Annotated in this window: 24 protein-coding genes; 12 read left to right on the forward strand and 12 right to left on the reverse strand. The window is 62.3% G+C overall.

All coding sequences use genetic code 11. The features are described 5' to 3' along the window. The first annotated feature begins 134 nt into the window (after positions 1 to 134). Both P3G66_RS23555 and P3G66_RS23560 read left to right on the forward strand, forming a co-directional pair. Complete coding sequence (locus P3G66_RS23555; RefSeq protein ID WP_003944138.1) at positions 135 to 662, forward strand: hypothetical protein; 528 nt, start codon at positions 135 to 137, stop codon at positions 660 to 662. 294 nt (positions 663 to 956) lie between these two features. Beyond that, the gene (locus P3G66_RS23560) at positions 957 to 1,670 is read left to right on the forward strand and encodes a TMEM165/GDT1 family protein (RefSeq protein ID WP_007735982.1); all 714 of its coding nucleotides are present in this window, start codon (positions 957 to 959) and stop codon (positions 1,668 to 1,670) included. Between the two features lie 3 nt (positions 1,671 to 1,673). Here the strand turns inward: P3G66_RS23560 and P3G66_RS23565 are convergent, their stop codons facing one another. Continuing rightward, positions 1,674 to 2,708 carry an Lrp/AsnC family transcriptional regulator gene (locus P3G66_RS23565; RefSeq protein WP_047272740.1) on the reverse strand — a complete coding sequence of 345 codons (1,035 nt, stop codon included), beginning with the start codon at positions 2,706 to 2,708 and terminating at the stop codon, positions 1,674 to 1,676. 99 nt (positions 2,709 to 2,807) lie between these two features. Here P3G66_RS23565 and P3G66_RS23570 point away from each other — a divergent pair, with 99 nt between their 5' ends. From P3G66_RS23570 to P3G66_RS23580, 3 genes are read left to right on the forward strand one after another with little or no spacing between them, the layout of a single operon-like run. Beyond that, positions 2,808 to 4,016: an MFS transporter gene (locus P3G66_RS23570; RefSeq protein WP_276117167.1), complete on the forward strand. Its 1,209-nt coding sequence runs from the start codon at positions 2,808 to 2,810 to the stop codon at positions 4,014 to 4,016. Between the two features lie 13 nt (positions 4,017 to 4,029). Beyond that, positions 4,030 to 5,292, forward strand: a complete 1,263-nt coding sequence (locus tag P3G66_RS23575; RefSeq protein WP_276117168.1) for an amidohydrolase — start codon at positions 4,030 to 4,032, stop codon at positions 5,290 to 5,292. 33 nt (positions 5,293 to 5,325) lie between these two features. Next, complete coding sequence (locus P3G66_RS23580; RefSeq protein ID WP_276117169.1) at positions 5,326 to 6,777, forward strand: amidase; 1,452 nt, start codon at positions 5,326 to 5,328, stop codon at positions 6,775 to 6,777. A gap of 12 nt (positions 6,778 to 6,789) precedes the next feature. Here P3G66_RS23580 and P3G66_RS23585 read toward each other — a convergent pair whose 3' ends face one another. Both P3G66_RS23585 and P3G66_RS23590 read right to left on the reverse strand, forming a co-directional pair. Then, positions 6,790 to 7,803: an ABC transporter substrate-binding protein gene (locus tag P3G66_RS23585; RefSeq protein WP_276117170.1), complete on the reverse strand. Its 1,014-nt coding sequence runs from the start codon at positions 7,801 to 7,803 to the stop codon at positions 6,790 to 6,792. Further along, positions 7,800 to 8,822 (reverse strand): ABC transporter substrate-binding protein, encoded by a 1,023-nt coding sequence (locus P3G66_RS23590; RefSeq protein ID WP_050655965.1) that lies wholly within the window; start codon positions 8,820 to 8,822, stop codon positions 7,800 to 7,802. Before P3G66_RS23590 ends, P3G66_RS23585 begins: the two co-directional genes overlap by 4 nt. Positions 8,823 to 8,988: 166 nt before the next feature. On the opposite strand from P3G66_RS23590, the gene P3G66_RS23595 reads away from it, so the two are divergent. From P3G66_RS23595 to P3G66_RS23610, 4 genes are all read left to right on the forward strand, one after another. Further along, the gene (locus tag P3G66_RS23595) at positions 8,989 to 9,711 is read left to right on the forward strand and encodes a GntR family transcriptional regulator (protein ID WP_042920615.1); all 723 of its coding nucleotides are present in this window, start codon (positions 8,989 to 8,991) and stop codon (positions 9,709 to 9,711) included. Further along, entirely contained in the window at positions 9,708 to 10,358 is a 651-nt protein-coding gene (locus tag P3G66_RS23600; RefSeq protein ID WP_276117171.1) for a sterol desaturase family protein, read from the forward strand. Before P3G66_RS23595 ends, P3G66_RS23600 begins: the two co-directional genes overlap by 4 nt. A 144-nt stretch (positions 10,359 to 10,502) precedes the next feature. After that, positions 10,503 to 10,661, forward strand: coding sequence for a hypothetical protein (locus tag P3G66_RS23605; RefSeq protein WP_003944172.1), 159 nt, complete (start codon positions 10,503 to 10,505; stop codon positions 10,659 to 10,661). 90 nt (positions 10,662 to 10,751) lie between these two features. Further along, positions 10,752 to 12,164: an amidase gene (locus P3G66_RS23610; protein WP_276117172.1), complete on the forward strand. Its 1,413-nt coding sequence runs from the start codon at positions 10,752 to 10,754 to the stop codon at positions 12,162 to 12,164. 19 nt (positions 12,165 to 12,183) lie between these two features. Here P3G66_RS23610 and P3G66_RS23615 read toward each other — a convergent pair whose 3' ends face one another. From P3G66_RS23615 to P3G66_RS23635, 5 genes are read right to left on the reverse strand one after another with little or no spacing between them, the layout of a single operon-like run. Continuing rightward, on the reverse strand, positions 12,184 to 14,382 hold the full coding sequence (locus P3G66_RS23615) for an acyl-CoA dehydrogenase (protein ID WP_065456361.1): 2,199 nt from the start codon (positions 14,380 to 14,382) through the stop codon (positions 12,184 to 12,186). A gap of 4 nt (positions 14,383 to 14,386) precedes the next feature. Further along, complete coding sequence (locus tag P3G66_RS23620) at positions 14,387 to 15,253, reverse strand: SDR family oxidoreductase (protein ID WP_276117173.1); 867 nt, start codon at positions 15,251 to 15,253, stop codon at positions 14,387 to 14,389. A gap of 41 nt (positions 15,254 to 15,294) precedes the next feature. Then, complete coding sequence (locus tag P3G66_RS23625; protein WP_276117174.1) at positions 15,295 to 16,170, reverse strand: MaoC/PaaZ C-terminal domain-containing protein; 876 nt, start codon at positions 16,168 to 16,170, stop codon at positions 15,295 to 15,297. Positions 16,171 to 16,177: 7 nt separating this feature from the next. Next, positions 16,178 to 16,609 (reverse strand): SRPBCC family protein, encoded by a 432-nt coding sequence (locus P3G66_RS23630; RefSeq protein WP_030535858.1) that lies wholly within the window; start codon positions 16,607 to 16,609, stop codon positions 16,178 to 16,180. Between the two features lie 42 nt (positions 16,610 to 16,651). Then, positions 16,652 to 17,842, reverse strand: a complete 1,191-nt coding sequence (locus tag P3G66_RS23635) for a lipid-transfer protein (RefSeq protein ID WP_007735955.1) — start codon at positions 17,840 to 17,842, stop codon at positions 16,652 to 16,654. 102 nt (positions 17,843 to 17,944) lie between these two features. Between P3G66_RS23635 and P3G66_RS23640 the strand changes: the two genes are divergently transcribed. Both P3G66_RS23640 and P3G66_RS23645 read left to right on the forward strand, forming a co-directional pair. Further along, on the forward strand, positions 17,945 to 18,628 hold the full coding sequence (locus P3G66_RS23640; RefSeq protein ID WP_276117175.1) for a TetR/AcrR family transcriptional regulator: 684 nt from the start codon (positions 17,945 to 17,947) through the stop codon (positions 18,626 to 18,628). A 104-nt stretch (positions 18,629 to 18,732) separates the two neighbouring features. Then, positions 18,733 to 19,176, forward strand: a complete 444-nt coding sequence (locus P3G66_RS23645; protein WP_276117176.1) for a GNAT family N-acetyltransferase — start codon at positions 18,733 to 18,735, stop codon at positions 19,174 to 19,176. On the opposite strand, the gene P3G66_RS23650 is transcribed toward P3G66_RS23645, so the two are convergent. Genes P3G66_RS23650 through P3G66_RS23660 form a run of 3 tightly spaced genes read right to left on the reverse strand, consistent with a single transcriptional unit; the run spans position 19,154 to position 21,880 of the window. Next, the gene (locus tag P3G66_RS23650; RefSeq protein ID WP_276117177.1) at positions 19,154 to 20,611 is read right to left on the reverse strand and encodes an HNH endonuclease signature motif containing protein; all 1,458 of its coding nucleotides are present in this window, start codon (positions 20,609 to 20,611) and stop codon (positions 19,154 to 19,156) included. The genes P3G66_RS23645 and P3G66_RS23650 overlap by 23 nt on opposite strands. Before the next feature lie 35 nt (positions 20,612 to 20,646). Next, the gene (locus tag P3G66_RS23655) at positions 20,647 to 21,297 is read right to left on the reverse strand and encodes a DUF6308 family protein (protein WP_276117178.1); all 651 of its coding nucleotides are present in this window, start codon (positions 21,295 to 21,297) and stop codon (positions 20,647 to 20,649) included. Continuing rightward, positions 21,290 to 21,880: a hypothetical protein gene (locus P3G66_RS23660; protein ID WP_030535862.1), complete on the reverse strand. Its 591-nt coding sequence runs from the start codon at positions 21,878 to 21,880 to the stop codon at positions 21,290 to 21,292. Before P3G66_RS23660 ends, P3G66_RS23655 begins: the two co-directional genes overlap by 8 nt. Before the next feature lie 158 nt (positions 21,881 to 22,038). Between P3G66_RS23660 and P3G66_RS23665 the strand changes: the two genes are divergently transcribed. Further along, the gene (locus P3G66_RS23665) at positions 22,039 to 22,806 is read left to right on the forward strand and encodes an SDR family NAD(P)-dependent oxidoreductase (protein ID WP_003944195.1); all 768 of its coding nucleotides are present in this window, start codon (positions 22,039 to 22,041) and stop codon (positions 22,804 to 22,806) included. Positions 22,807 to 22,861: 55 nt separating this feature from the next. Here the strand turns inward: P3G66_RS23665 and P3G66_RS23670 are convergent, their stop codons facing one another. Next, on the reverse strand, positions 22,862 to 25,189 hold the full coding sequence (locus tag P3G66_RS23670) for a bifunctional diguanylate cyclase/phosphodiesterase (RefSeq protein WP_276117179.1): 2,328 nt from the start codon (positions 25,187 to 25,189) through the stop codon (positions 22,862 to 22,864). Positions 25,190 to 25,243 lie beyond the last annotated feature (54 nt).

Below are 25,243 nucleotides of genomic sequence, written 5' to 3' on the forward strand. Positions count from 1 at the left end.
AACCTGGCTGGCACTCTCCCTGTCTTGTGTGCCAGTACCGAATGGGTGCATATTTCGATTACCCAACGAGGTGTGCCGGACCGACGCATGCGCGTCTGCCCGAGATTTGCCCCAGCACCGAGGGAGGAACAGAAATGAACAGAAACGAAGCAATAGGCATTTCTCCGTTCCAAGCCGCTGGGTCTTTGCAGGGGTTCGTCATTTCCGGTCGTTGGCCGGACACCACCCAGGAGTGGGCGCAGCTTCTCGCATTGGCTGTCCGCGTGGCCTCGATGCCAGGTTTGTTGCCGACCACGACGGTCTTCGGGGTCCGTGAAGACGTTCCCGAAGATCCGCAGCCGGGCACCGTCGGTCTGGTGGTTGCCGAAGGTCCGGTACTCGGCGATTTCGCCTTGACACCCGGCCGTTTCTCCGACCATCAGCCACCGGCGCTGATCATGCTGCACCCACCGTCGGAAACCACGCCCAGCCTGCCGGAATGCGAGGGCAGCGCGTCGGGGTGTGTACTGCTGCCAGGCCTTCCCTATCTGGGTTTGGAGCATCGTGCGGCGTGGGTCGAGGCTGAGCCGGACGGCACAGTCGTCTCCATGATCAGTCGTGTCGGCATCGATCCGATCAGCGATCCCGACACCGCTGTTTTGGCCATGCTCCTCGCCTCGTGACGGCCCCGGTAAGCGATAAGTTCGGACTCCCAAACTTGCTGTGCGCTTTGCCAATTCGTTTCAGGCGCGCTAACGTGGGCAGCAACGAAGGGGAGTAGCCCCCAATCGCCCGTGTCGACATACTGGTTCGACGCGCTCCGCCTGGTGCGGATCGCGAAGCACCCGGCCTGGCGAACCGAAGGTCTTGTGGCCTCGGTGGGCGAGACCTTCGGCCGGACAAGCGCACCCACTGCGCCTGCCCAGGCCGGAGGCTCGCATTTTTCCTCCGACCTACACCGACCGGAGGAGTAAATCTTGCTTGCCGCAATACTTTTGAGTTTCGGCGTCATTTTCGTCGCAGAACTCGGTGACAAGTCGCAACTGATGGCAATGACGTTTGCCTTGCGCTATCGCTGGTGGGTCGTCCTCGGCGGAATCACCGTCGCCACCACCCTTGTTCACCTCGTCTCGGTCGCCGTCGGCCACTACCTGGGCGTCGCCCTCCCCACCGCGGCGATTTCCATCGTCGGCGGTATCGCTTTCCTGATCTTCGGCCTCTGGACCTTGCGCGGTGACGATCTCACCGACGACGAGCAGAACAAGGCCGGTCGCGTCACGCGATCCGCCTTCATCGCCGTCGCCTCGGCCTTCTTCCTGGCAGAACTCGGCGACAAGACCATGCTCGCCACCATCACCCTTGCCACCGACAACGACTGGATCGGCGTCTGGATCGGGTCGACGGTAGGCATGGTGGCGGCCGACGCTCTCGCCATCATCGTCGGCTCGGTGCTGGGCAAGCACCTTCCGGACGGATTCATCAAGATCGGCGCCGCGGTGCTGTTCTTCGTCTTCGGTATCTGGCTGCTGCTCGAGGGCATCTTCCCGGACTCGTCGGCTGGCATCATCGGCGGTGGCGTTGTCCTGGCCGTGTCCGTGCTGGGTGCACTGGCTCGGATGATCTGGAAGCGCTCCCGTGCGACCGACTCCGCTACGCACCTCGTCGACGACAATCGGACGCCGATCGACTGACGCTCAACGAATAACGTCGCCGGCGCCCCAAATTGCGACCGGGACATGACCTTCCGCCACTCCGCTCGGTCCGAGTAGCTGCCCGAACCGCTTCATCGGGTACAGCGAGACACGTCGATCGAGGATCCGCACACTACCGATTCGGCGGAGTCGATCCTCGACGACAAGACTCTGCGCGAGGCTGCTCAGCCACACGCTGATCAACATGTTCGCTGTTCCGGTGGTCGCTACCAACAATCTGATCTCCGGCCAACTCGACACAAGATTGCCGAGTTCGTCGGTGGAACCGTCCACAGCGACGTCGAAGATCACTTCGAACGGTGAACCGACGGCCTGTTGCGAGACATCGCAGCGGAAAATCAACTGTTGCGACGCAGTCAGTTGGGCCAAGCGCCGTCGAATCGCAGTCTCGTTCGTTCCACAAATCGCGGCGAGACGCGCATAGCTGGCACGTCCGTCACGGCCGAGCGCCTCCAACAGGGCACCGTCGGACTCGCGGAACTCTGTCGGATCTGCCGGCACCGCAGCGCCCTTTGTCGATGCCGTTGCCAGCTGAGCCCGACCCGCTTGCCCCAGAGCGCCCGGCTCCCAGCTGAACCCGTCCCGGTACACCTTCACCCCGACCCGGCTTCTGATCGACAGAATTCCAGGATCGGCGGCAAGGTGCTCACACACCAAAGCGTCCAAACTCTTGTGGTCGGCGGCCACGACTCCGACGAAATATTCGTACTCGCCTTCCGTCCTGGCCAACAGATAGGCACAGGAGAGTTGACGTAACAGCTCCCCCACGTCGGCAACGGAATCCTGTGTGGTCCTGATCAGGAGATAGCCGAATATGTGGGTTCGACCGATTGCGACCGCGTTGACCCACGAATGACCGTTCGAAACGAGGCGACGCCACCGGCGGGCGATCGTCGTCGAATCCATGTCGAGCACTGACGACAACTGCGTCCACGACGCGCGGGGGTTGAGCTGAAGTGCATTGATGATCTCCAGATCAGATTCCGCGATGACAAATGCGTCGGATTCCGGCTTCATCGGCCCAGTATTGCCGGATTACTGCATTCTGGTCGGTGATCCCTGCCTGTTTGCCAAAGATGTGTGAATCACTTCACAGGTTCACCACTTGGAGGCCCAGTGCTTCGCTCCACCAAAGTCACGGTCGCGTTGCTGTTCGTCGCGTACGCGATCGACTACATAGATCGGCTGGCGATCAACCTCGCTCTCCCCTTGCTCGGTGAGGAGTTCGATCTCGACTACTCCCAGCGTGGATTGATCATCTCCACGTTCTTCATTGCATACACGCTGGCCCAACTGCCTGGTGGACTGCTCGCCGATCGATACGGCGCAGTCCGGATGGCTCTGATCGGGTTGGTGGCGTGGAGTGCCTTCACCGGCCTCACTGCCCTTGCCTGGTCGTTCGGGACGCTTCTGGTTGTTCGCTTTCTCTTCGGTCTCGCGCAGGGAGTGTTTCCGGCAGCTGCAGTAAAGCTCGTTGCCGAGCGGAGCATCCCGGAGCAACGTGCCACTGCCACAGGATGGATGAACAGTTCCAACGCCGTCGGTACGCTTCTTGCCATCGTTGTTGCGGCAGCACTTCTCCCGTTGATCGGCTGGCGTGGAATGTTTCTGGCCGTCGCGGCGCTCGGCGTACTATCGCTCGTCAGCATCAAGTTGTGGCTCCCGCCGGCACTTCCGGCGGAGAACGACCACGGTCCGGATTCCTCCTGGGACAACATGCGCACCGTACTTCGCTCCCGCGCGATGTGGCTCTTCGCCTTGATGTTCTTCGGATACGACTTCGTGATCTGGGGGATGTCGTCGTGGGTTCCGTCGTACCTCCATGACGAACGTGGAATCGCCCTCTCGAGTGCAAGCCTCCTTCTGATTCCGGCTACCGTGGTGGCCGCCGTGACCACCGTCATCGGCGGGCGAATCTCCGATCGGCTGGCTGGCAACAGTCGTGTCGTCGTGGTGCCGTCCATGCTCGCGTGCATCGTGATGCTCGTTTCGATTCCTTTCGTCTCCAACACGGCCTTGTTCGTCGTTCTCGTCACCCTCGGATCTGCCGCTGCCTCTTTCGCTTTCATGCCGTGTTTTGCACTGCCCCTGCGGGCTCTGCCTTCTTCGGTGGTCGGGGCCGCCTCGTCGATGATCATTTTCGGCGGCATGGTCGCCGGAATAGTCGCACCGCTTGTATTCGGATTCATCGTGAACCATCTCTCCTGGTCAGCGGCGTTCGTATCGCTCGCACTCGGGCCCGTCGTGGCGATCGTCGCGGTCATGGCAGCACCACAAACCCGAGAAAAGATGCTGAACCTGGTGCAACTGAAAACCGCCAACTGAAAGAAGATCAACCATGAATCAACTGCTTTCGAATCTCGAGTTCGGAGACCCGTCGCGGTTGCGAACCGTCGAGCCGCACTGGTTCGAGCTCTACCGCGACCTACACGCACACCCCGAGTTGTCCGGCGACGAAACTCGCACCGCCGCAATTGTTGCCGAGGAACTTCGGCGAATCGGCGGCTGGGACGTCACGGTCGGGGTCGGCGGTACGGGTGTCGTCGGTGTTCTCGAAGGGAGCAGCGGTCCGGTGATCCTGCTACGCGCCGACATGGACGCGTTGCCGGTGGCAGAAGACACCGGGCTGTCCTACGCCTCCAGAACTGATGGAGTCATGCATGCGTGTGGCCACGATGTCCACGTAACCGCGCTACTTGCCACGTGCGCCGCACTTTCCGCGGATCCGACATCGATCACCGGGACTGTTGTCGCGGTCTTCCAGCCTGCCGAGGAGACCGGCTCCGGCGCTCGTGCGATGGTCGACGACGGAATCTTCGACCGCTTCCCACGACCGGACCTCTGCCTGGGACAGCACGTGGGCCCGACTCCTGCGGGGATGTTGGTCAGCAAACCCGACATCTTGATGGCAGCATCCGACACGATACGAGTGGTCTTTCACGGCCGTGGTGGACACGCGTCCTCACCGTACGCATGCATCGACCCTTTGTTGATGGCAGCGTCTTTCGCGCTGCGCATTCAAAGTCTGGTCGCTCATGAAGCGGCAACCCCGACAGCACCTGTGCTCACGGTGGGAGCCTTGCACGCCGGCACAGCTGCGAACATCATTGCCGACGACGCCGAACTGCTACTCAGCCTGCGAACTTTCAGTGCATCGTCGCGAGATCACATGCTCGAATCGGTGGGCAGGATCGCTCGCGCAGAAGCTGACGGGGCAGGCGCCGTCGAACAGCCGGACGTTCATGCGTACAACGGCTTTCCGGCCACGGTCAACACTCCGGACGCCACGTCCACGGTGATGTCCGACCTGCGACAGGCTGGCTTGGGAATGCATACTCTGTCACAACCACTTTCGGGTAGCGAGGACTTCGGCATCTTCGGCACCGCCGCCCAATGCCCCTCCGTATTCTGGCATTTCGGCGGAACGGCACTTCAAAGTTTCGACGGAATCGCCCTTGCCGCGCTCGCTGAGGGACGGATACCACCCGGCACGCCGTCGAATCATTCACCGCGCTTCGCCCCAGATCCCGCCGCGGCCCTACCCGAAGGTGTTACAGCCATGACCGCGGCCGCGCTGGGAGCCCTTGCGCGGAGCGCGTGATTCCCACGCATACTGTCCCAGGGAGATAACGTCATGTCAGACGAACTGCACTACCTCAGCGCCACCGAAGCCATTGCTCACTTTCGCGCGCGGGAATTGTCTCCGGTCGAACTGCTACAGGCAATCATCGACCGAACTCAGAAGTTCGAACCTCACATCAATGCCTTCACCGAAGAGATGTTCGACGAGGCACTCGCAGGCGCCCGGGATGCCGAGAGCCGGTATCGCGGCCAAGGACCCGACCCGCGGCCACTGGAGGGAATTCCGGTAGCTGCCAAGGAAAAACATGCCATTGCCGGAAAGTCGCTGACCGAAGGCTCTCTGGCGGGGCGCGGCAACATCGCCCGCGAGAACGCACCGGTGATCGACCGAGTTCTGGCAGCAGGCGGTCTGATTCACGCACGCACGACGACACCGGAATTCTGCGTCGCGGCATTCACACACTCTCCTTTGTGGGGCGTGACCCGCAATCCCTGGAACCTCGATTACAGCCCCGGAGGTTCATCCGGAGGAGCCGGCGCCGCACTGGCCGCCGGAACTACCACTCTGGCAACAGCATCCGACATCGGCGGGTCGACGCGAGGCCCGGCAGGCTTTACCGGCACCGTCGGTCTCAAGGCCTCGTACGGGCGTATCGCCGGGGTCGCCCCGCTGTCCATGGATTCCTACCGTGGCGACGGTCCGATGGCCCGAACTGTCGACGACGCAATTCTTTTGGCCAACGTTCTGATCGGGCCGGATCCGCGTGACCATTCTTCCCTGAGGCCGGCGATCACGCTGCCACACGAGTACCCGTCGGTCGAGGGAATGCGAATTGCCCTGTGCCTGCGGCTCGGTGACTTCCCCGTCGAGCCTGACATCGAGGCGAACACCCGGGCTCTCGCACAGTCGTTGGTCGATGCCGGCGCGATCGTCGAGGAGATCGAGTTGCCGTGGACTCGTGATTCGATGGCAGCAGCGGTGAAAGTCCATTTCGGAACGATCATGGGTGCATCCGTCGCGGAAGTTGCTCGCGTCCACGGTGATCTTCTTGCCGACTACACGCTCGACAACGTCGCGATCACGTCGAAGGGCGCTGCGGAAATGTCATTTCTGGACGGCCTTCGCAAGGAAACCCAAATACAACGAGAGCTCGCCGAGGCGATGGCTCCCTTCGATGCGCTGATCTGCCCGACTTCGGGCACCATCGCCTTCCCGGCAGGCGAGTCTTTGCTCGACGGCCTCACTGTGGCGGGTCAGCACGTGAACACCACCGCCGAAGCACTTCTCACATTGCCGTTCAACGTCGCCAATCGGTGCCCCGTATTGGCGGTGCCGAGTGGACACGCACACAACGGTGTTCCCACGGGCGTCCAGATCGTCGGCCATACGTACGACGAACCGACCGTGTTCCGGATCGGCAAAGCACTGGAGAAGATCCGCCCGTGGGCATACACCGACCAGCATCAACCGAAGCTGAATGTGGTGACGCCGGCGTCCTCTTGATTGCTGAGGAGATCAGAGCTTGGCTCTGATCTCCTCAGCGATCGGCTGGAACTGCTCGAGGAATGTCAGGGCCCAACCGAAGGACGCGACGCCCTCGTAGTCGAACGAGTACACCTGATCATTCTTGACGGCGCGCAGACGCTGGAAGATGGTGTCGTTCGCCAACTTCTCGTTGATGGGGCCCTTGCCACTGTTGGTGATGATGACGTCGGCTTCGTCGAGTAGCTCCAACTGCTCCTTCGGGAACCACTCGTTGCTGCCGGCGGGAATTGCGAGTGAGCGGTCGTTGAACTGGAACCCGGCCTCGCTGATGACCGTCGTCTGATACTTGGTCGGCGAGTACAGCGAGAAACCACTCTCCTCGAAGTACGTGGTGTAGACGACCTTAACCTTGCTCAGCACATCAGCGTTGTCGCTGCGGAACCTGGCGATCCGCGCCTCGTACCGATCTGCCAACTCTTGAACCTTCGCGCTCTGGTTCAGCGCGTCCGCGACTCCGAAGGCGCGCTCCTTCCATGCGTACTGCCCGTCTTCGGCAAAAACCGCGGTCGGTGCGATCGACCGGATCTGCTCGTAAAGATCCGGGTTGTTCTCCGACAGCAGGTTGGTCATCACGATCAGGTCGGGAGACAAAGCCGCTATCGCCTCGGCGTTGGGCTCGTACCAGCGTCCCACCTTCGGGAGAGACCGCAGAGCGGACGCATAGGGTTCCGGGACGCCGTCGGCGTTCTCGTAGTCGACCGGCAATCCGACCGGTGTGAACCCGGCGTCGAACATCGCGGGGCCCGTGTAGTAATCGGCGCTGACCACCCGTTGCGGGTTGGTGGGCACTTCCACCTGCCCCAGAGCCGTGTTGATGGTGCGCATCGAACCCTCGGCCGATTCACCGGAGCTGGTTCCACAGGCCGTGAGCAATCCGATCCCCGCCAAGGCACCGGCTCCGAGGAAACCGCGTCGGGTAAGTGCTGCGGTGATGCGAGCGAATTCGGCATCGGTGTCAGCGGTGGGCAATAGAAGTGATGTCATGAAAGTGCCTCCAAGGCGCCGGTTTCGAGTTCGTTGAGCCAGTTGATTGCAGTGCCGTAGTCGGTGACCTGAGTGCTGATTCCGAATACCCGGCCCGAAGCTGCTGCCGGAATGCGGCTCCACAGCGGGCTGGCGAAGACGGATTTCATTCCTGCAGAATCAGTTCCGTTCGGCTGCTTCGGGTAGATGACGACGGTGACGTCCCGCAGCATTTCGAGTTGTTCGAGCGGGAAGGCTTCGAAGCCGGTGGCTGGGCGCAGGTCCGGGATGAATTCGCCGCGGGTCACGTTCAGGTCGGCGAGCATCGCGCCGGTCACTCCGGTTGGATACAGGATGGAGAAGAGCCCTTCCGAACCACCGATAGCAACCTGGGCCCACCGATTCTCGCCAAGCTGCGCGGCGTATTCGGTGCGGATTCGCTCTTGCATCGCCTGATACTTCTCGCGATTCGACGTCAATGCCGAACCCTTGTTGACCGCGTCTGCGACACCCTCGGCGACAGCGCGCCAATCCGATCGGTTCGTGCCCGAATACACCGCTGTCGGAGCAATTTTCGAGAGCTCGCGGAACATGTCCTCGTCGATCTCGTACGCATCGCCGACGATGAGATCAGGCGCGGCAGCCACGACGGCTTCGCGGTTGACCTCGAGGAAAACCCCCACCGTGGACAAGCCGTCGATGAACTTCTGCTGTGTCGGGGTGAACTGGTCGATGTACGCGCTGTAGTCGAGCGTCGCGACGGGTCGGGCGCCGACGGCTTGCAACTGCCACGGGGTGTTGTATGAGACGGCGACGATGCGCTGCGGATCGACGGGAACATCCACGGATCCGTAGTGCGTCTGCACAGTACGAGTTGCGCCGTCCGCACCGTCACCGCCCTCCCCACTACTGCATCCGACGAGAGCAAGTGTGGACAGCGCGGCGGCACTTCCGCCGAGAAAGCCGCGTCGAGTCAGGGCAGCGGTGATGCGAGCGAACTCTGCATCGGTATCTGGAGTCGGTAACAGGAGTGATGTCATGGGTTTCCTGACGGTTATCCGAATTAGGGCTACCTAAAATTACTCTCACCTGCGCCGTTACGGTGAAGCCTCTTGGCCAAGACGTATCTCTTTCGCGCCAAGCCGCCAATCGTTGAACTGGTATTACCACTTGACCTCTTACCGATAAGCGCGTTACGGTCGGTACATGTTTCAACCCGTTGCACGTACCTCGGCCTCCGGCGCAGTCTTTGACCAGATTTCGGTGAAAGTGCTGGCCGGAGAGCTGGCTGCGGGTGAGGCACTACCCAGCGAGCGCAAGCTCGCCGAGGCATTCGGCGTCTCGCGGCCCGCAGTCCGCGAGGCAATTCAGAAGCTCGCCCAAGCCGGACTCGTCGAGGTCCGCCAGGGCGAGTCCACGTCGGTGCGCGATTTTCGACGCCAGGCCGGACCCGAACTTCTCCCCCAGCTGCTGGTGCGCGACGGCGTCCCCGACCTGAGCGTGGTGCGCAGCGTCCTGGAAACTCGCGAGTTGATGGGACCGCAGATCGCTGTGCTGGCCGCCCGTCGCATCTCCGCGGAATCCGCCCGAGAACTCGACACGGCCGTTGATCAACTAGGCGCCACCGAAGATCCAGTGGAGTTGCAAGACCGCGCTCTGGCGTTCTGGGACGTCGTCGTCGACAGCGCAGATTCCATTGCCTTCCGTTTGATCTTCAACAGCCTTCGGGCCGCATACGAGCCGGCTATGACTGCACTTGCATCCGTCATGGTCGCCGAAGTCGGCCAGACCGACCTGTATCGAAAACTGGCCTCCGCCATCACTTCACACGACGAGCCAACTGCCGAGACGTCAGCCGCACAGCTCCTTCACACCGGCACGACGGCAATCGGCGACGCTCTCACCTTCCTGGAAGGACTGAAACCATGAGCAAGCCTCTCACTCTCGCCGATGCCGCACGGACGTTCCGCAAGTCACCGACGCCGTGGATGATCGGCACCATGCTGCTGGCCGCCGCGGCGGCGCGCATCGCAGTGGGCAACTGGCAGATCACCGACGCCCTCGTTCCGCTCGTGATGCTTGCCGCATTCCCCTTCGTGGAGTGGATCATTCACGTCTTCGTTCTCCATTGGAAGCCGCGAACCATTGCCGGCGTCACACTCGATTCACGGCTGGCGCGCAGCCATCGGGAACACCACTTTGCGCCGCGAACCGTCTCACTCATCTTCATCCCGTGGCAGACGCTCCTGATCGTGATTCCCGTTCTGACAGCCGTCGCCCTCCTGGCATTTCCCCGCGTCGAACTCGGTCTGACGTTCCTGACCTTCGTTTCCGTGCTCGGCCTCGGTTACGAGTGGACACATTTCCTCATCCACAGTGACTACAAGCCGAAAACTGCTCTCTACCGGTCGGTTTGGCGCAATCACCGCAACCACCACTTCAAGAACGAGCACTACTGGTTCACCGTCACCACCGCGGGAACTGCCGATCGCGTACTGGGCACGTACCCCGATCCCAAATCCGTCGAGACCTCCCCGACAGCCAAGAACCTGCACGGCGCAGCGTCCAAGCTGTGAAGGAAGACCGATTCCTGGCCCCCAGCTGGCAATGAACTTGAACTTGACTGTGTATCAGTGATTTTCGTTGAAACTCACCAGAACTGTGCTTAGTGTCGATGGAGTCAGAAGTTCGAAAAACGCTGTAACCGAAGGACACAACACATGTTCAACGATGTATTCAACAACGTCATCCACCCGATGGTCACGAACTTCCAGCAGTTGGGCCCCCAGCAGTTCATTCCGCAGCAGTTCATCCCCCAGGGAGTGTTCCAGCAGGCGCCGCAGGCGGCCGAGCAGGCAGTGACGATCTTCGGTAGCTGATACCGCAATCCACAGATAGCGCCACTCAGGGGTCGTCCGTCCAATATGCTGGACGGACGACCTGAGTGCCTCCGCCTGACAAGGATCCCCATGACCGCGAACACCCCCATCCACGCTTTCACCGACGACGCCCTGGGCGACCTCGATGCCACCGGCGTCGCCGCCCGGATCGAATCAGGCGAGGTGACCGCACGGGAAGTCGTGGAGGCATCGATCGCCCGCGCCGAGGCAGTGCAGGGGCAATTGAACGGTCTGGCCTGCACTGATTTCGATCGTGCCCTCGCCAGGAGCAACCGGCCCGCCAAGGGCGTCTTTGCCGGTGTCCCCACCGCGATCAAGGACAACACCGACAGCGCCGGCCTTCCCACCCAGCAGGGCAGTACCGCCTTCACCGCGATCCCCGCCAAAGCCGACAGCGATTTTGCGAAGCAGTTCCTCTCCACCGGGGCCATTTCGATCGGCAAGACCCGACTGCCCGAGTTCGGGTTCAGTGCGTCCACCGAGTACATGACGGAAGAACCCGTCCACAACCCGTGGAATCCGGCGTACTCGTCGGGCGCTTCCTCGGGAGGCGCAGCCGCGCTTGTTGCTGCCGGCGTACTCCCGATCGCGCACGCCAACGACGGCGGTGGATCGATTCGCATTCCCGCCGCTGCCTGCGGACTCGTCGGACTCAAACCCACTCGCGGACGCACCATCGCCGATCCAGCCGACAAGTCGATGCCGATCCGGTTGATCGCCCAGGGCGCCGTTACTCGCACTGTTCGCGACACTGCACGATGGATGTCTGCGGCTGAGAACTACTACCGCAATCCGCGACTCGCACCGGTTCGCTTGATCGAAGGACCCAGCTCAACCCGCCTGCGCGTCGGCGTGATCGCCGATTCCGTCACCGTCACCAAGACGGACGACGAGACGCGCAAGTCCGTCGAAGCTACGGCCGAACTCCTTGCAGGCCTTGGCCATCATGTCGAGGACGCGGCACTGCCCGTCGGCCCCGAATTCATCGACGACTTCAGCATTTACTGGGGCTTTCTGTCGTTTGCCATCTCCACCGGTGGCAAACAAATGCTCGGACCCGACTTCGACAAGTCCGGCACCGACAATCTCACCAAGGGCCTCTACACGCTGTACCGGAAGAACCTGGTGAAGACGCCGCGCGTGCTCTACCGTCTGCGACGGCTCCAGCAGCAGTACAGCGCCATGTTCTTGAAGTACGACGTCGTGCTCTCGCCGGCTCTGGGGCACACCACCCCCGAGCTCGGATACCTCTCTCCCGCTCAGCCTTTCGAGGAGCTTTTCGACAAGTTGATCGCGTACACGTCGTTCACACCGCTCAACAACATCTCCGGTGGTCCCGCGATTTCGCTACCGATGCATCAGACCAGCAACGGTTTGCCGTTGGCTTCGCATTTCTCCGCCGATCTCGGCGACGAGCGCACGCTCCTCGAATTGGCCTTCGAACTGGAAGAGGCTCAGCCCTGGAGAAGAATCCAGGACTGAGCCTCACCGGTAAATACCCTCAGTCTCGCGGCAATCCGAGCATGCGCTCACCGATCACGTTGAGTTGCACCTCGGTTGTGCCGCCGTAGATGGTGGTGGCACGGCCCGAAATGAGCTGCTCCATCGCCTTGTCGCTTGGCTGACCTGGGATGCTGACCGCTCCGGCAGCACCCAGTTCGGCGACGACGAACTCGGCGATCGACTGGCTGATCTTCATCGCCAACAGCTTGCCGACGCTCGACGTCGTACTCACGTCGATCCCCGAAAGTTGCTTGAGCACAACGCGGGAGCCGATGAGGTCGATCGCCTGACTCTCCGCAACCAGCTCGCCGACACGGTAGCGTCCGATCGGGCTCAGGTCTGCCGACTTCGCGAACTTCAGCAGATCGGAGTCCGAGGCATACGCCTCCATCTTCTGGCTCAGTGCGACGCGTTCGCCGGCCAGCGTCGTACGTGCGACGTTCCAGCCGTCGTTGACCTCGCCGACCACGTTCTCGTCGGGGATGAACACGTCGTCGAGGAACACCTCGTTGAACAGCGCCGAACCCGTCATCTCACGCAGCGGGCGGACGGTGATGCCCGGTGTCGACATATCGAGCACGAAGTAGGTGATGCCCTGATGCTTCGGCTTGCCGGCGTCCGTACGGGCGATCAGCATCGCCCAGTCGGAGAACTGAGCAACCGTGGTCCAGATCTTCTGACCGGTGATCTTCCAACCGCCGTCGACCTTTTCGGCCTTCGTGGACAATGACGCAAGGTCGGAACCAGCACCGGGCTCGCTGAAGAGCTGGCACCACACCAGCTCACCCTGCAGGGTCGGCACGGCCAGCTCTTGCTTCTGCTTGTCCGAACCATGCGCCACGACGGCCTGCACTGCCCACGTTCCCATCAGAAGCTGCGGCATCGAGATACCGGCAGCCTTGATTTCCTGGGAGATGACGATCTGCTCGAGCGGAGCGGCGCTGCGCCCGTACGGCTTCGGCAGGTGAGGCTGAACCCAGCCGCCGTCGCCGAGCGCGATCAGCTGGTCGTCCTCGTCGAGCTCGACCAACTTGGCAAGCTCGGCCGCGATGCCGCCGCGGATCTCCTCCGCCTCTGGCGGCAGTTCGAGAACCGAAGCCCGGCTGACACCGTCAAGTGCCTGCTGCGCAACACGGTTGGCACGATCCTCGCGGGTACCGAGAATGCCGCGGATCGAGAGCGCGCGCCGGTAGTACAGGTGGGCGTCGTGCTCCCACGTGAAGCCGATGCCGCCGTGGACCTGCACACAATCCTGCGCTACCTGCACTGCGGCGTCCGGCACGATGACTGCTGCGATATCGGCGGCAAAATCTGCCGTGTCGTCGCCCTTGTCCAATGCGCTTGCCGCATCCCACACAACGGCGCGTGCCTGCTCGAGCGCAATGCCCATCTGCGCACACTTGTGCTTGACGCCCTGGAACTGGCCGATGGGTCGCCCGAACTGCACGCGTGTCTTGGCGTACTCCGACGCAGTGGAAACACACCAGGACATGACGCCGACGTCTTCGGCGCCGAGAACGACTGCGGCAATGGACCGTACCCGCGCCTCGGTGAGACCGTCGAGTATCCGTTCGGCGCTGATCTGAGCATTGTCAGCTTCGATCCGCGCACTACCGCGCAGCACGTCGATGCTGTCCTGAACGGTGATCGCGACTGCGCTGCTCTCGAGCACCGCGTAGCGAACGCCCTCGGGCAACTGGATCGGAACCAGCAGTACGTCGGCGTGCTCACCACCGAGCACACCGTCGAGTGCGCCCGTGATCTTGTACCCACCGTCCGACGACTCGGCCGCCAACGGTGCACCCAAGGCGACTGCTGCCGTACGACTTCCGTCGATCAGACCGGGCAGGAACTCGGGTCCCGCCTTGGAATCGGCGACACCGAGAACGGCACTTGCCAATACCGTCGGAACGAACGGGCCGGGAGAGACTGTGCGGCCCAATGCTTCCAGTGCCACCGCCAGGGTCAGCAGGCCGGCGCCGTGACCACCTTGCTCTTCCGGAACCGCGAGCCCGAGAAGGTCCTGCCCGACGAGCGCCGTCCAGAACTGGGGGAACTTGTCCTCGGTCCGCGACTCCACGGCCGCGCGCACCTGCTCGGTGGTGATGGTGCGCTCGGCGAAGGAGCGCACCGAATCTGCAAGCGCGGTGTGCTCCTCACTCAGCCCGAGACCGAGTTCGTATGCGTTGCGTGCCATGCGCTTACAGTCGTTCTGCGAGGTCGGCGGTGGTCCAGGGACCCTCGCTCTCGATGGTGTTCACACCGTGCCAGCCGGCGAGTTCCGTGATGGCCCCACCCTGAACGGCATACACCTTGCCGGTCAGCTTGCAATCCGCTGCCGCTAGATAGGCCACCAGCGGGGAGATGTTGGACGGCGCAAACGCGTCGAACTCACCCTCGGGGACCTCGGCGGCGAACAACGCGCCCATACCGGGTGTCGCCAGCGTCAGCCGAGTACGCGCGATCGGCGCAATAGCGTTGACACGCACGCCGTATCGATCGAGCTCGTCAGCGGCCACCAGAGTCAGGGCTGCGATGCCCGCCTTGGCGGCGCCGTAGTTGCCCTGGCCCGCGTTGGGCATGAAGGTACCCGAAGCCGAAGCGGTGTTGATGACCGAAGCGTGGACGGTCTCGCCTGCCTTGCTCTGGTCCTTCCAGTACGCGGCAGCGTGGTGCAGCGTCGCGGCGTGCCCTTTGAGGTGCACGGCAATGACTGCATCCCACTGGCTCTCGTCCATCCCGGCGATGAAGGCGTCACGAAGAATGCCGGCGTTGTTGACCAGTACGTCGAGTCGGCCGAACTCGCTGACGGCCTGCTTGACGAGGCCCTCGGCGCCGTCCCAGGTGGCGATGTTGTCGGTGTTGGCAACAGCCTTGCCGCCTGCAGCGACGATCTCGTCGACTACCTGCTGCGCGGGGCCGGCATCTGCACCGGAACCGTCGTTTGCTCCGCCGAGATCGTTGACCACGACGCTCGCACCCTCACGAGCGAAGAGCAGCGCATGCTCACGGCCGATGCCGCGTCCTGCTCCGGTGATGATCGCTACGCGACCGTCGAGACTTCCCATCAGTTCAGATTCCCATCAGTTCAGTTGTCGGACATGAAGACTCATTTGTCGGCGATGACCGCCAGGCCGTCCTTGATCACGAGGTCACCGACCGCACTGGTTTCGTACGAGTACGACGTGGCTCCGTCTGCCGAACTCGACTTGTAGAACACCGTCTCGATGTCCTGGGTCGGGAGCACAGGCTTCGCGAATCGCACTGCGAGACGGCGCAACCGCTCGGTCTCGCCGCCTGCCAGTTCGGTCAGGGCTCCCCACGACGTGAACGCCATCGTGCACAGTCCGTGGTTGATGATTCCGGGGAGCCCGGACATCCGAGCGATCTCCTCGTCAAGGTGGATCGGCATCGGATCGCCGGAAGCCGGTGAGTACCGGAACGTCTGGTCCTCGTCGATATGCTGGTTCACCACCGCTGCGGGACTACCAGCGCGAAGAGCGTCGTCGAATCGGTGTTCGGGAGCCTTCTCGCCCAGTCCGGGGCCCGCGTCGACCTTGCGGAAGAACGCTGTCATCCATTGCTCGTTGACCAATTCACCCTTGTCGGTTTTGGTTTCGACGTAGATGACGACGGTGGACCCGTTGTCCCGGCCCTCGAATCCGATGGGCTTGGCGCGAGCGACCAGATGGTCGCCAGGGTAGATCGGACGGTGGAACAGGAAGTCCTGCTCACCGTGAACGAGCTTCATCAGCAGTTCGACCGGCGCCACCGACAGCGCAGCGGGTGCCATCGACATGAAGACGGGTACCACCGCGAAGACCGGCGGAGCGATCTCGCCTTTCAGGTGTCGCTCGATGGGGTCGTTTGTGGCAGCGGCATATTCGGCGATGCGCTCGGCTGTCACCTCGAAGTGCTCCGGATCGGTCCATACGTCCAGCCCGGACGTATCGAATTCGACCGCGCTGGTCTTCGGTGTCGTCATCGAGCCGTTACCCGACCAGCTCGGCGAACTTGGCCAGCGAGGCCTCGAGATCAGCCTTGGCGTTCTTGGCAACTGCCTTGCCGATCGGCCCGACGATCATGGTGCCCTTGAAGCTGGCGTCGACGGTTGCCTTCGAACCCGCACCGTCGGCCTCGACCGAGAGGATGAATTCGACGGTGACGCCGGCCATTCCGGTACCGGCAATCTTGACCATCTTCGGAACCTCGACCTCTTCGACGGTCCACTCGATCTTGTTGGCCATACCCATCACGGAGACGACCTCGGTGAACTTGGCGCCCAACGCGACCTCGGTGGGGAGTTCACTCTTCCAGCCCTGGTGAATGGTGAGCCACTCTTCCCAGCGAGACAGATCGGAGAGCGCATCCCAGGTCTTCTCGGGGGATGCGGGCAGTACGGCGGAGACGGAAACGGAAGCCATGATGAAACTCCTAGTGGGTAGCTGGCGGGTTGAGGGTGTGATTCAGCGTGCGTAGGGCTTGTATGCGGTCACGACAACTGCACCGCCGAGTCCGATGTTGTGCTGGAGGGCGACCTTCGCGCCGTCGACCTGACGCTTGTCCGCGGTTCCGCGGAGCTGCCAGGTGAGTTCGGCGCACTGCGCGAGGCCTGTTGCTCCGAGGGGGTGGCCCTTCGAGATGAGGCCGCCGGACGGGTTGACCACCCAGCGTCCGCCGTAGGTGGTGTCGTCGGCGTCGACGAGCTTGCCGCCGTCACCTTCGGCGCACAGTCCAAGTGCCTCGTAGGTCAGCAACTCGTTGGTGGAGAAGCAGTCGTGGAGTTCGATGACGTCGACGTCGTCGGCGGTGATCCCGGCCTGGGCGTATACCTTCTCGGCGGCCTTGCGGGTCATGTCTGCGCCGACGAGGCTGATGGCGCTCTTGTCCTCGAAAGTGCTGTTCATATCGGTGACCATGGCCTGCCCGACGATCTCGATCGCCTGAGCAGCGAGTCCGTGCTTCTCGACGAATGCTTCGCTGGCGATGATCGCCGCGCCGGATCCGTCCGAGGTGGGCGAGCACTGGAGCTTGGTGAGCGGCCCGTGGATCTGGCGTGCTTCGAGGATCTGCTCGAGGGTGTACTCGTCCTGGAACTGGGCATACGGGTTGTTGAGCGAGTGCTTGTGGTTCTTGACGGCGATCTTCGCGAACTGCTCTGCAGTGGTTCCGAAGCGTTCCATGTGCTCGACGCCGGCCGCGCCGAACATGTACGGAGCGGGCGGCATCGCGAACTCCTGCAGCTCGGCGAGAGCGAGGAGGTGCCGCATGAGTGGCTGTTCACGGTCGTCGTAGGTGGATCCGAGGGACCCGGACTGCATCTTCTCGAAGCCCAGCGCCAGTGCGCAGTCGGCCTGACCACTCTTGACTGCCTGCGTGGCGAGGTAGAGCGCGGTCGATCCCGTCGAACAGTTGTTGTTGACGTTGACGATGGGGATGCCCGTCAGACCCAGCTCGTAGACAGCCCGCTGACCTGCGGTGGACTCGCCGTAGACGTAGCCGACGTATGCCTGCTCGACCTCGGTGTAGTCGATACCCGCATCTTCGAGCGCCTTGGTACCCGACTCGCGTGCCATATCCGGGTAGTCCCACTCGCGGGCTCCCGGCTTCTCGAACTTCGTCATGCCGACGCCGACGACAAAAACCCTGTTACTCATTGCCACTCCTGAAGAGAACGGTATCTGTGTGTGACACGCTGTCCCACCAAAGTATGTGAGACATCTTGTCCAGTCAATGGCGGGGTGAGTATCGTTCGATTTATGACAAAAACAGCCGAGTCGGCGCAGCCCGACGGGCGCAGCACTCGCTGGAACGATCACAAGGAGCAGCGCAAAGCGCGGATCCTCGACGCAGCACTCGATGCAGTCAACGAAGGTGGCGCCGACGTCGGCGTCCAGCAGATCGCCGAGCGCGCCGACGTCCCCCGTTCCGTTGTCTACCGGATCTTCAAGGATCGAGCCGACCTCGACGAGCAGCTGCGAGTCCGCATCCTCGAGATGATGATGACCGACCTGGCCCCCACTCTCACGCCGCAGGGCACCGTCGGCGAGGCCATCTCACGGGCCGTCGAGACCTACCTTCAGTGGATTGTGAAATATCCACGACTGCACCACTTTTTAGGCAAGGGCTCGCCGAGTACGCGGGCCACCGGTTCGAAAGTGGTGACCGGAACCAAGACGGCCATCGCCGTCCAATTGGGAAATTTGTTGGGCACGATCCTCACCAGCCGTGGCAAACCGTCGAAGATGGCGGAGCCCTTGGCTTTCGGCGTCATCGGATTGGTCGACGTCAGCGTCAACCGTTGGCTCAGCCAGCCGGGTTCCGATGTGTCCAGTGCGGAATTGGCCGAGTTCCTGGGGCGCTCCATCTGGCAGGTTCTCGACGGCAATCTCCGGAGCATCGGCGTCGACATAACGCTGTCGACTCCGATCGCCGAACTGTGACAGTCACCGAACTACCCTGGACACTCGGCGGACGTGGACTTCAACTGGTCCAGGTTCCATCACTCGCCCTCCACGCACTTGGTGAAGACAACGCTAATCTTGCAATGGAACTCGCACCCGACCTCCTGACCCCGTATCTCCTCGGCGAAGAATGCCAGGGCTTGTGGCGCTACCGTAGCAAGCAGATAGCAGAGAATCCCCTCGACAGCGCGTGGATCACCCGCATCGCAGTCGATGCCCGCACCTCGACGCCGGTGGGGTTGGCCGGATTCCATGGTCGTCCCGATGCGCGCGGGATGGTGGAGGTCGGATATCGCATCGACCCGGCGTTCCGGCGCCAGGGATACGCACGGGCCGCCCTCGAGATACTTCTCGACGTCGCAAGTCGCGAATCCGAAGTACACACCGTTCGAGCGACCATCAGTCCGAACAACATCGCATCACGAAATCTGATCAGCCAGTACCGTTTCAACGAAGTCGGTGAGCAGTGGGACGAAGAAGACGGTCTGGAAACCATCTTCGAAGTCAGTGCCTCTCCGGAACCGTGACAGCCGTCAACCCGCTGGTTTTATCGGTCCAGTGAATGGCACGGTCCTCCAGCATCACCGGCGTCCACAACCTGTATGTCTTCACCTGATGGTGATGACGACACAGGCATTGGAGGTTGCTCGCAATGGTCCACCCACCACGTCTCGGATCGGAAGGATCGAACTCGGTGATGTGGTCGAGTTGGCACCTGTTCGCGGGCACCGAACAGCCAGGGAACCGGCAGTGACCGTCGACGGCCCGCACCAATGCGGCCAGAGCCGCTCCCGGAGCATAGGTCAGCGCGCCGGGAGGCGGATCGGGTTGGGTGCCATGCCCATCCGATCTTCGAACGATGTCCGGTGATCGCGCGACCAACCGTTGCATTGCCCGAATCCGATCCCCGCAGCCGTTCGGTTCGCGACTTGGGCGATCACGTCGGGTGACAAGCGGCAGGACAGTCGGAGCATGCTGCCGACGCGGTCGGTTCCCCGCGGCCTGGGCGCGGAAATCAACGAACAAGGCCTGCCAGGTGGAATCAGCGGCGAGCTCGCGAGCAAAATCAGGATCGATCGGCCCGTATCCGTCGATGCTCGCGGGATCTGACATCAATCCGAGGAGCGTCGCCAGATCACACACGATGTGCAACAACGGCTTCCGACGTGAGGATGCAGTCGATCGAGCTGCTGTGGATGCTGCCTCGCACGTTTCGCTGCCACACTGACAAGTCAGCCCCTGTTCGCCGTGCAGCAGAGCGACCAGTGCGTCGGCCCTACGGGTCGAGACATTTCGTGGATCGTGGTTGCAGACGCTTCCGGCGGCCTCGTTGATCAGGCCAAGCGCTTCGACGGCCTCGGTCGCGCTGAGTGTTGCCTGCAACTGGGCGAGTCCGTGACGGTCTGCTCGCGTGCGAACATCGCGGTGTTCCAGCATCTTCCGGCGACGTTCGGCGGCAGCATCCGGATCGTAGGCAAAGAGCTGGCGCTCGATGTCGCGCTCCAGTTGCCCGGGCGGAAGACGGTGCGCCGAGGCAAGTACCCGGCGCTCGAGTGCTGCGATCGCCTCGGTGTCGGCCCCGGTGAGTCCGTCGACAATCTTGCGCACGCGCGCATAGTCCAGCTCGCCGGCAGCGAAGGCCGCCTTGGTGAACGGAAGGAACTCCCGCAGGGCATCACCGATCTCGATGTGGACTTCGGCAGTACGACGCGAGCACGTGAGCATGACCGCGATCTCGTTGCATGCGATCCGCCACGCCTTGTCGACATCACCGGACACGTCGAGTTCGGCGTTGAATCTCGACTCCGACAACATGGATGCACCGAGCACCTTTTGCGCGGCAAGCATGTTCTCGCTCTGCGCCGTCGCAAAGAGCATGTCCGGCAACACGAGTGGGTCGACGACAGGACGGCCGTCATCGACGGATGTGCCCACACCGCCCGTCGATCCGTTATCGAACATACATTCGACAATAAACCCACCCACCGACAAGAAAACTAGAGTGCCGGTTTGTATCCCTTACCCTGCATCCACGCCAGCACGTCCAACACCCTGATGACCGGAACGGATTCGTCGAGACCTGCTCGTGCACGTAGATCGAGGAGTCGACTCTGCAACTCGTCTTCCCGCATGGCTACGCGAACGGGTTCCAGGTGGGCCGACTTCGTTCCCAACTCCCGCCCGACGACGTCGTCGTAGATCGGGAAGAGTCGCGGACGCTTGCGCGCGATCAGTTTGGACGCCATGGTTCGCCCGACGCCGTGAATCTCTCGAAGCGCCGTCTCCAACCGCCACACCGGGGATTCCGGAGTGAAGGGATCGGGTTCGTTCGACAGATCGCGATCCGGGCCCACGTCCGCCAGGAGTCGGTTCAGTTCGGCATTGTTCTCCCCGAGCAGGAAGAAGGCTCCTTGCGCCGGAACCTGAACCGACAGAAGCGTCACCGCAACAAGATCTTCCGCGGTGAAGATGTTCGCATCACGATCGCGATTGCCACTGGGATCCCAGGAATCCCACAACGCACCGGTTCGGAGATAACCGGTCTTTCGGAGCGGCCTCGTGAAATATTCCTGCAGCACGTCGACCGCGCCGGCATCGTCCCCGTCTCGCAGCACACGCGGGAGTCGGATGGGCAGCTGATCAACCATGGTCGAGCGACCTTTCCAGTACATATTTGGCGAACCCGGCGTTGTGATACTGCCGAAATGGGCCCTTGCCCTTGGCAACAAGATGCTCCGCGAGCGGACGAACCGTCGTCATGTCGACGGGCAGTTGAGCGAACTGTTCCAACGCATCCGAGTCCTCGAGACTGCAGTCGATCACGGTCCCGTCGCCGTCGGCGGACGCCAACTCGGTGCGTCTGATGGCGACCAGATCGTGCTTGGCGTCGAGTTCTTCGATGCTGCAGCCGGTTCGCGATTCCAGTGCCGAACTGGATACGTAGACGGACATGACGTGCTCGATCGGCTTACCGCCGACCAGATGGCACTCGACGCTCAGAATCTCCATCGGACCGATATTGAGCGTGAACAAGCGATGGCGCTCCGCGGATCGGTTGGTCGACGGCAGGCAACTGATCGTCCACTGTTCGATCTCGACGGCGGCCGGAGCGTCGAACGCGTAGGAGAGAACCTCGGCAATCAGTTCGGCAAGATCTTCGAAGAGCGGGTCGCGCTGCAACCGCTCGAAATTCTCGACAGAAGCGGCGGGACGCACAGGCGCCTTGCTCACGCAGGTCCCCTCTCGTCCGGTGCTTTGCTCTCAGACCTCGCGTCCAAGGTACCCAGCCCTACGCGGGTCTCGCGCGTTCGCCCTCACATACACCCTCGCGTTATGGTTCTCGACACGTACCACCGCCTTACCGATCGCTAACTCGAGGAGCACACGAAGTGGAAATCAAGGGAACCGCAGCACTGGTCACCGGAGCGGCATCAGGCCTCGGCGCCGCAACAGCCAAGCGCCTCGCCGACGCCGGCGCTACCGTCTTCGGCCTGGATCTGCCCGCGTCGATCGAGCGCGCAGGCGACAACGTCCCCGCCGGCGTCACCCTCATCCCCACCGACGTGACCAGCGGCGAAGAGGTCGAAGCAGCGATCAACCAGATCGTCGAGTCGGGCTCCCCGCTGCGCATCGTCGTCAACTGTGCCGGTGTCGGCTGGGCCGGACGCATCCTGTCCAAGAAGGGTCCGCACGACCTCGAGCTGTTCCGCACGGTCATCACCGTCAACCTGCTCGGCACCTTCAACGTCATGCGCCTGGCCGCCGACGCCATCGCCAAGACCGAGGCCGTCGACGAGTCGGGCCAGCGCGGCGTCGTCATCAACACCGCTTCCGTTGCTGCCTTCGAAGGCCAGATCGGCCAGATCGCGTACTCCGCCTCCAAGGGCGGCGTGCACGGCATGACGGTTCCGGCTGCCCGTGACCTTGCGCAGTTCGGCATCCGCGTCAACACGATCGCTCCCGGCATCATCGACACCCCGATGCTCGCAGGCGTCACCGACGAGTACCGCAAGGGCCTCGAGGCCGGCGTTCCGTTCCCGTCCCGCCTGGGCCAGCCGTCCGAGTACGCGCAGCTCGCGCAGATGATCGTCGAGCACGACTACCTCAACGGCGAGACCATCCGCATGGACGGCGCACTGCGCATGGCGCCGCGCTAACCTCCCTGCTGTGCGCCTTTATTAACCGCCCGCGGTTAATAAAGGCGCACAGTTGTCAGAACGAATGAAAATACCCACCGTTGGAGTGGGCAGTTGCGCTGAGGTACTCGGCCACTTCCTTCGCCGGCATCGGTCGGCTGATGTAGTAACCCTGAACCAATTCGCAACCGGCGGTAAGCAAGAGCCTCAGCTGGTCGGCCGTCTCCACGCCTTCCGCCAATGACTGCATACCGAGCGCCTTCGCCACCTCGACCACCGAAGTGACAACTGCCGAATCACCCTCGCTCAGTTCGGTGATGAACGACCGGTCGATCTTCAGAATGTCCAACGGCAGTTTCTTCAAACTCTCGAAAGACGAATAGCCGGTTCCGAAGTCGTCCAGGGCGATCGCAATTCCGGTGGCACGCAGGCGATCCAACTCGGCGACGGCAAGCTCCTCCACTGCTCCCGTCTCTGTGATTTCCAGCTGAAGCCGTTTGCCGGAAAGACCGCTTGCCTCCAGCGCATCGTTCACGGCCGATCCGAACCCGGACGACATCAGTTGCACCGGAGAGACGTTCACCGTCACGTAAGTGTCGTCGGGCCACGTCGCGGCTTCGGCGCACGCCATGTTCAGTACCTGAAGCCCCAGAGGGACTATCAAGCCGGTCTCCTCCGCGACATCGATGAAAATGTGCGGTGCAAGCACGCCCCGCACCGGGTGATTCCAGCGAAGCAGTGCCTCGAAACCCTCGACGCGGCCGGTGTCCGCACGAACCTGCGGTTGGTAGTACAGCTCGAACTGCCGAGACTCGATCGCAAGCCCAAGTTCTTGCAGGGCCGATGCTCGCTCCCTGGCCCGCGCCCGCAGCACCGGTGAGTATCTTCCTACCCGGTTCTTACCGGCGGATTTTGCCGCATACAGCGCCAGGTCGGCGGACATGACAAGCGTGTCCGCGTCTTCGGAATCTGCGGGTGCGCCGGCATAGCCGATCGATGCACGAACCTCGATGCGATTCCCCCGCACGTAAAACGGCTCACGCAATGCATCCAGATAGCGAGCGAACACCTCTCCGCCGTCCCCTGTTTCCCGCAAGACGACGCCGAATTCGTCACCACCGATTCGCGCACACATGGCGCCGTCGACCACCCGATTGAGCCGTGCAGCAACGGAAATCAACAATTTGTCACCGACAGGGTGCCCTAACGTGTCGTTCACCGACTTGAAATTGTCCAGGTCGAGGATTCCGACAAGGACTTCCTCGCCGGTTCGGACGGTGCCGAGCGCGTCGGACAGCTCCGAGCCGAACGTCCGGCGATTCGGGAGCCCGGTCAGTCCGTCGGTTGCAGCAAGCCACAGAATTCGCCGCTCGTAGTTGTACTTCTCGGTGATGTCCGAGCCCACGCCTCGCCAACCCACGAACTCCATGGCCTCGGAAAGCCTGGGATGACCCGACAGAGACCACCATCGGTCGACGCCGCCGACACGAACGGGAATGACGACCTCTCGAAACGGCATGAGGCGGTCGAGGTGATCTCCGATGACGTGGACCGCGGCTCGTCCACTCTTCGTCGAACCGACGTCGAGCCGATCCAACAATCCGCGCAGCGACAGCGTTCGCAGGTCGGAGACGGAGACTCCCGAGATCTGTGACAGCCGAGCGGAGGTGTGCGACAACGTCCCGGTGGTGTCGACTTCCCACAGCCAGTCGCGTGACCCACCCTCGAAATCGTCGAGAAGCAAACTGACCGTCTGGCGCTCGGCAGCAGCCTCGAACTCGGCGAGACAACGACTTCGGAACGACGCCCAGAGGTACACGACGCCGATAATCAGTGTCACCGAGTAAACGACCAACTGGAACGAGAGGACAGCATATTCCGTAGTTCTCTTGGGCAGGATAACGACGAGCAATCCGATGCTGTGCACCAGAATCCACGCTACCGCTATCGACCGAACCGTCGACAATGCTACGGCGCCGGCGCCCATGACTCCGGCGAATGTCGCTATAAGCACAAGCTTTCGCGAGTTGTCCGTCACGGGAAGCATCGCGGCGGCGAGAACGACAAGCAGAAGCCCAAGGAGGATCACCTCGAGCATGAGCGCCCAGTAGTCGTACCTCGTCGTATGTTTGGGCGTGTACCGGCCCTTCAGGACGACTCGCGGTATCCAGACGCGCACCGAATTGAGGACGACCAAGAAGGCCGCAGAACCCCAGATCACCCGAAACTCGTTGTGACCGGGGGGTACGACATACACAAGCAAAGCGCACACGCTGAGTACATTGACCATGTTGGCCAGTGGCGCGACCGTCGTCACCTGCAGTATCTGGCGTGCGAAGAGGTCGCGCCGCTCGACGTCAGACAGTTCGGCGTCACTCGCACTCGAAGCCAGCCTGCTCAGCATGCAACACCCTCCATCGTGGAGCCGACCAGATGAAGGTAGCGCGGATGCGGGTTC

Origin of the sequence: Rhodococcus sp. C3V, assembly GCF_029269915.1 — a bacterium.
GTDB classification, from domain to species: domain Bacteria; phylum Actinomycetota; class Actinomycetes; order Mycobacteriales; family Mycobacteriaceae; genus Rhodococcus_F; species Rhodococcus_F qingshengii.

What these genes read in the sequence shown, in the direction of transcription:
- P3G66_RS23555 (WP_003944138.1), top strand. Translation starts at nt 135, where the DNA reads ATGAACAGAAACGAAGCAATAGGCATTTCTCCGTTCCAAGCCGCTGGG.
- P3G66_RS23565 (WP_047272740.1), bottom strand. Translation starts at nt 2,708, where the DNA reads ATGAAGCCGGAATCCGACGCATTTGTCATCGCGGAATCTGATCTGGAG.
- P3G66_RS23575 (WP_276117168.1), top strand. Translation starts at nt 4,030, where the DNA reads ATGAATCAACTGCTTTCGAATCTCGAGTTCGGAGACCCGTCGCGGTTG.
- P3G66_RS23580 (WP_276117169.1), top strand. Translation starts at nt 5,326, where the DNA reads ATGTCAGACGAACTGCACTACCTCAGCGCCACCGAAGCCATTGCTCAC.
- P3G66_RS23585 (WP_276117170.1), bottom strand. Translation starts at nt 7,803, where the DNA reads ATGACATCACTTCTATTGCCCACCGCTGACACCGATGCCGAATTCGCT.
- P3G66_RS23590 (WP_050655965.1), bottom strand. Translation starts at nt 8,822, where the DNA reads ATGACATCACTCCTGTTACCGACTCCAGATACCGATGCAGAGTTCGCT.
- P3G66_RS23595 (WP_042920615.1), top strand. Translation starts at nt 8,989, where the DNA reads ATGTTTCAACCCGTTGCACGTACCTCGGCCTCCGGCGCAGTCTTTGAC.
- P3G66_RS23600 (WP_276117171.1), top strand. Translation starts at nt 9,708, where the DNA reads ATGAGCAAGCCTCTCACTCTCGCCGATGCCGCACGGACGTTCCGCAAG.
- P3G66_RS23605 (WP_003944172.1), top strand. Translation starts at nt 10,503, where the DNA reads ATGTTCAACGATGTATTCAACAACGTCATCCACCCGATGGTCACGAAC.
- P3G66_RS23610 (WP_276117172.1), top strand. Translation starts at nt 10,752, where the DNA reads ATGACCGCGAACACCCCCATCCACGCTTTCACCGACGACGCCCTGGGC.
- P3G66_RS23615 (WP_065456361.1), bottom strand. Translation starts at nt 14,382, where the DNA reads ATGGCACGCAACGCATACGAACTCGGTCTCGGGCTGAGTGAGGAGCAC.
- P3G66_RS23620 (WP_276117173.1), bottom strand. Translation starts at nt 15,253, where the DNA reads ATGGGAAGTCTCGACGGTCGCGTAGCGATCATCACCGGAGCAGGACGC.
- P3G66_RS23625 (WP_276117174.1), bottom strand. Translation starts at nt 16,170, where the DNA reads ATGACGACACCGAAGACCAGCGCGGTCGAATTCGATACGTCCGGGCTG.
- P3G66_RS23630 (WP_030535858.1), bottom strand. Translation starts at nt 16,609, where the DNA reads ATGGCTTCCGTTTCCGTCTCCGCCGTACTGCCCGCATCCCCCGAGAAG.
- P3G66_RS23635 (WP_007735955.1), bottom strand. Translation starts at nt 17,842, where the DNA reads ATGAGTAACAGGGTTTTTGTCGTCGGCGTCGGCATGACGAAGTTCGAG.
- P3G66_RS23640 (WP_276117175.1), top strand. Translation starts at nt 17,945, where the DNA reads ATGACAAAAACAGCCGAGTCGGCGCAGCCCGACGGGCGCAGCACTCGC.
- P3G66_RS23645 (WP_276117176.1), top strand. Translation starts at nt 18,733, where the DNA reads ATGGAACTCGCACCCGACCTCCTGACCCCGTATCTCCTCGGCGAAGAA.
- P3G66_RS23650 (WP_276117177.1), bottom strand. Translation starts at nt 20,611, where the DNA reads ATGTTCGATAACGGATCGACGGGCGGTGTGGGCACATCCGTCGATGAC.
- P3G66_RS23655 (WP_276117178.1), bottom strand. Translation starts at nt 21,297, where the DNA reads ATGGTTGATCAGCTGCCCATCCGACTCCCGCGTGTGCTGCGAGACGGG.
- P3G66_RS23670 (WP_276117179.1), bottom strand. Translation starts at nt 25,189, where the DNA reads ATGCTGAGCAGGCTGGCTTCGAGTGCGAGTGACGCCGAACTGTCTGAC.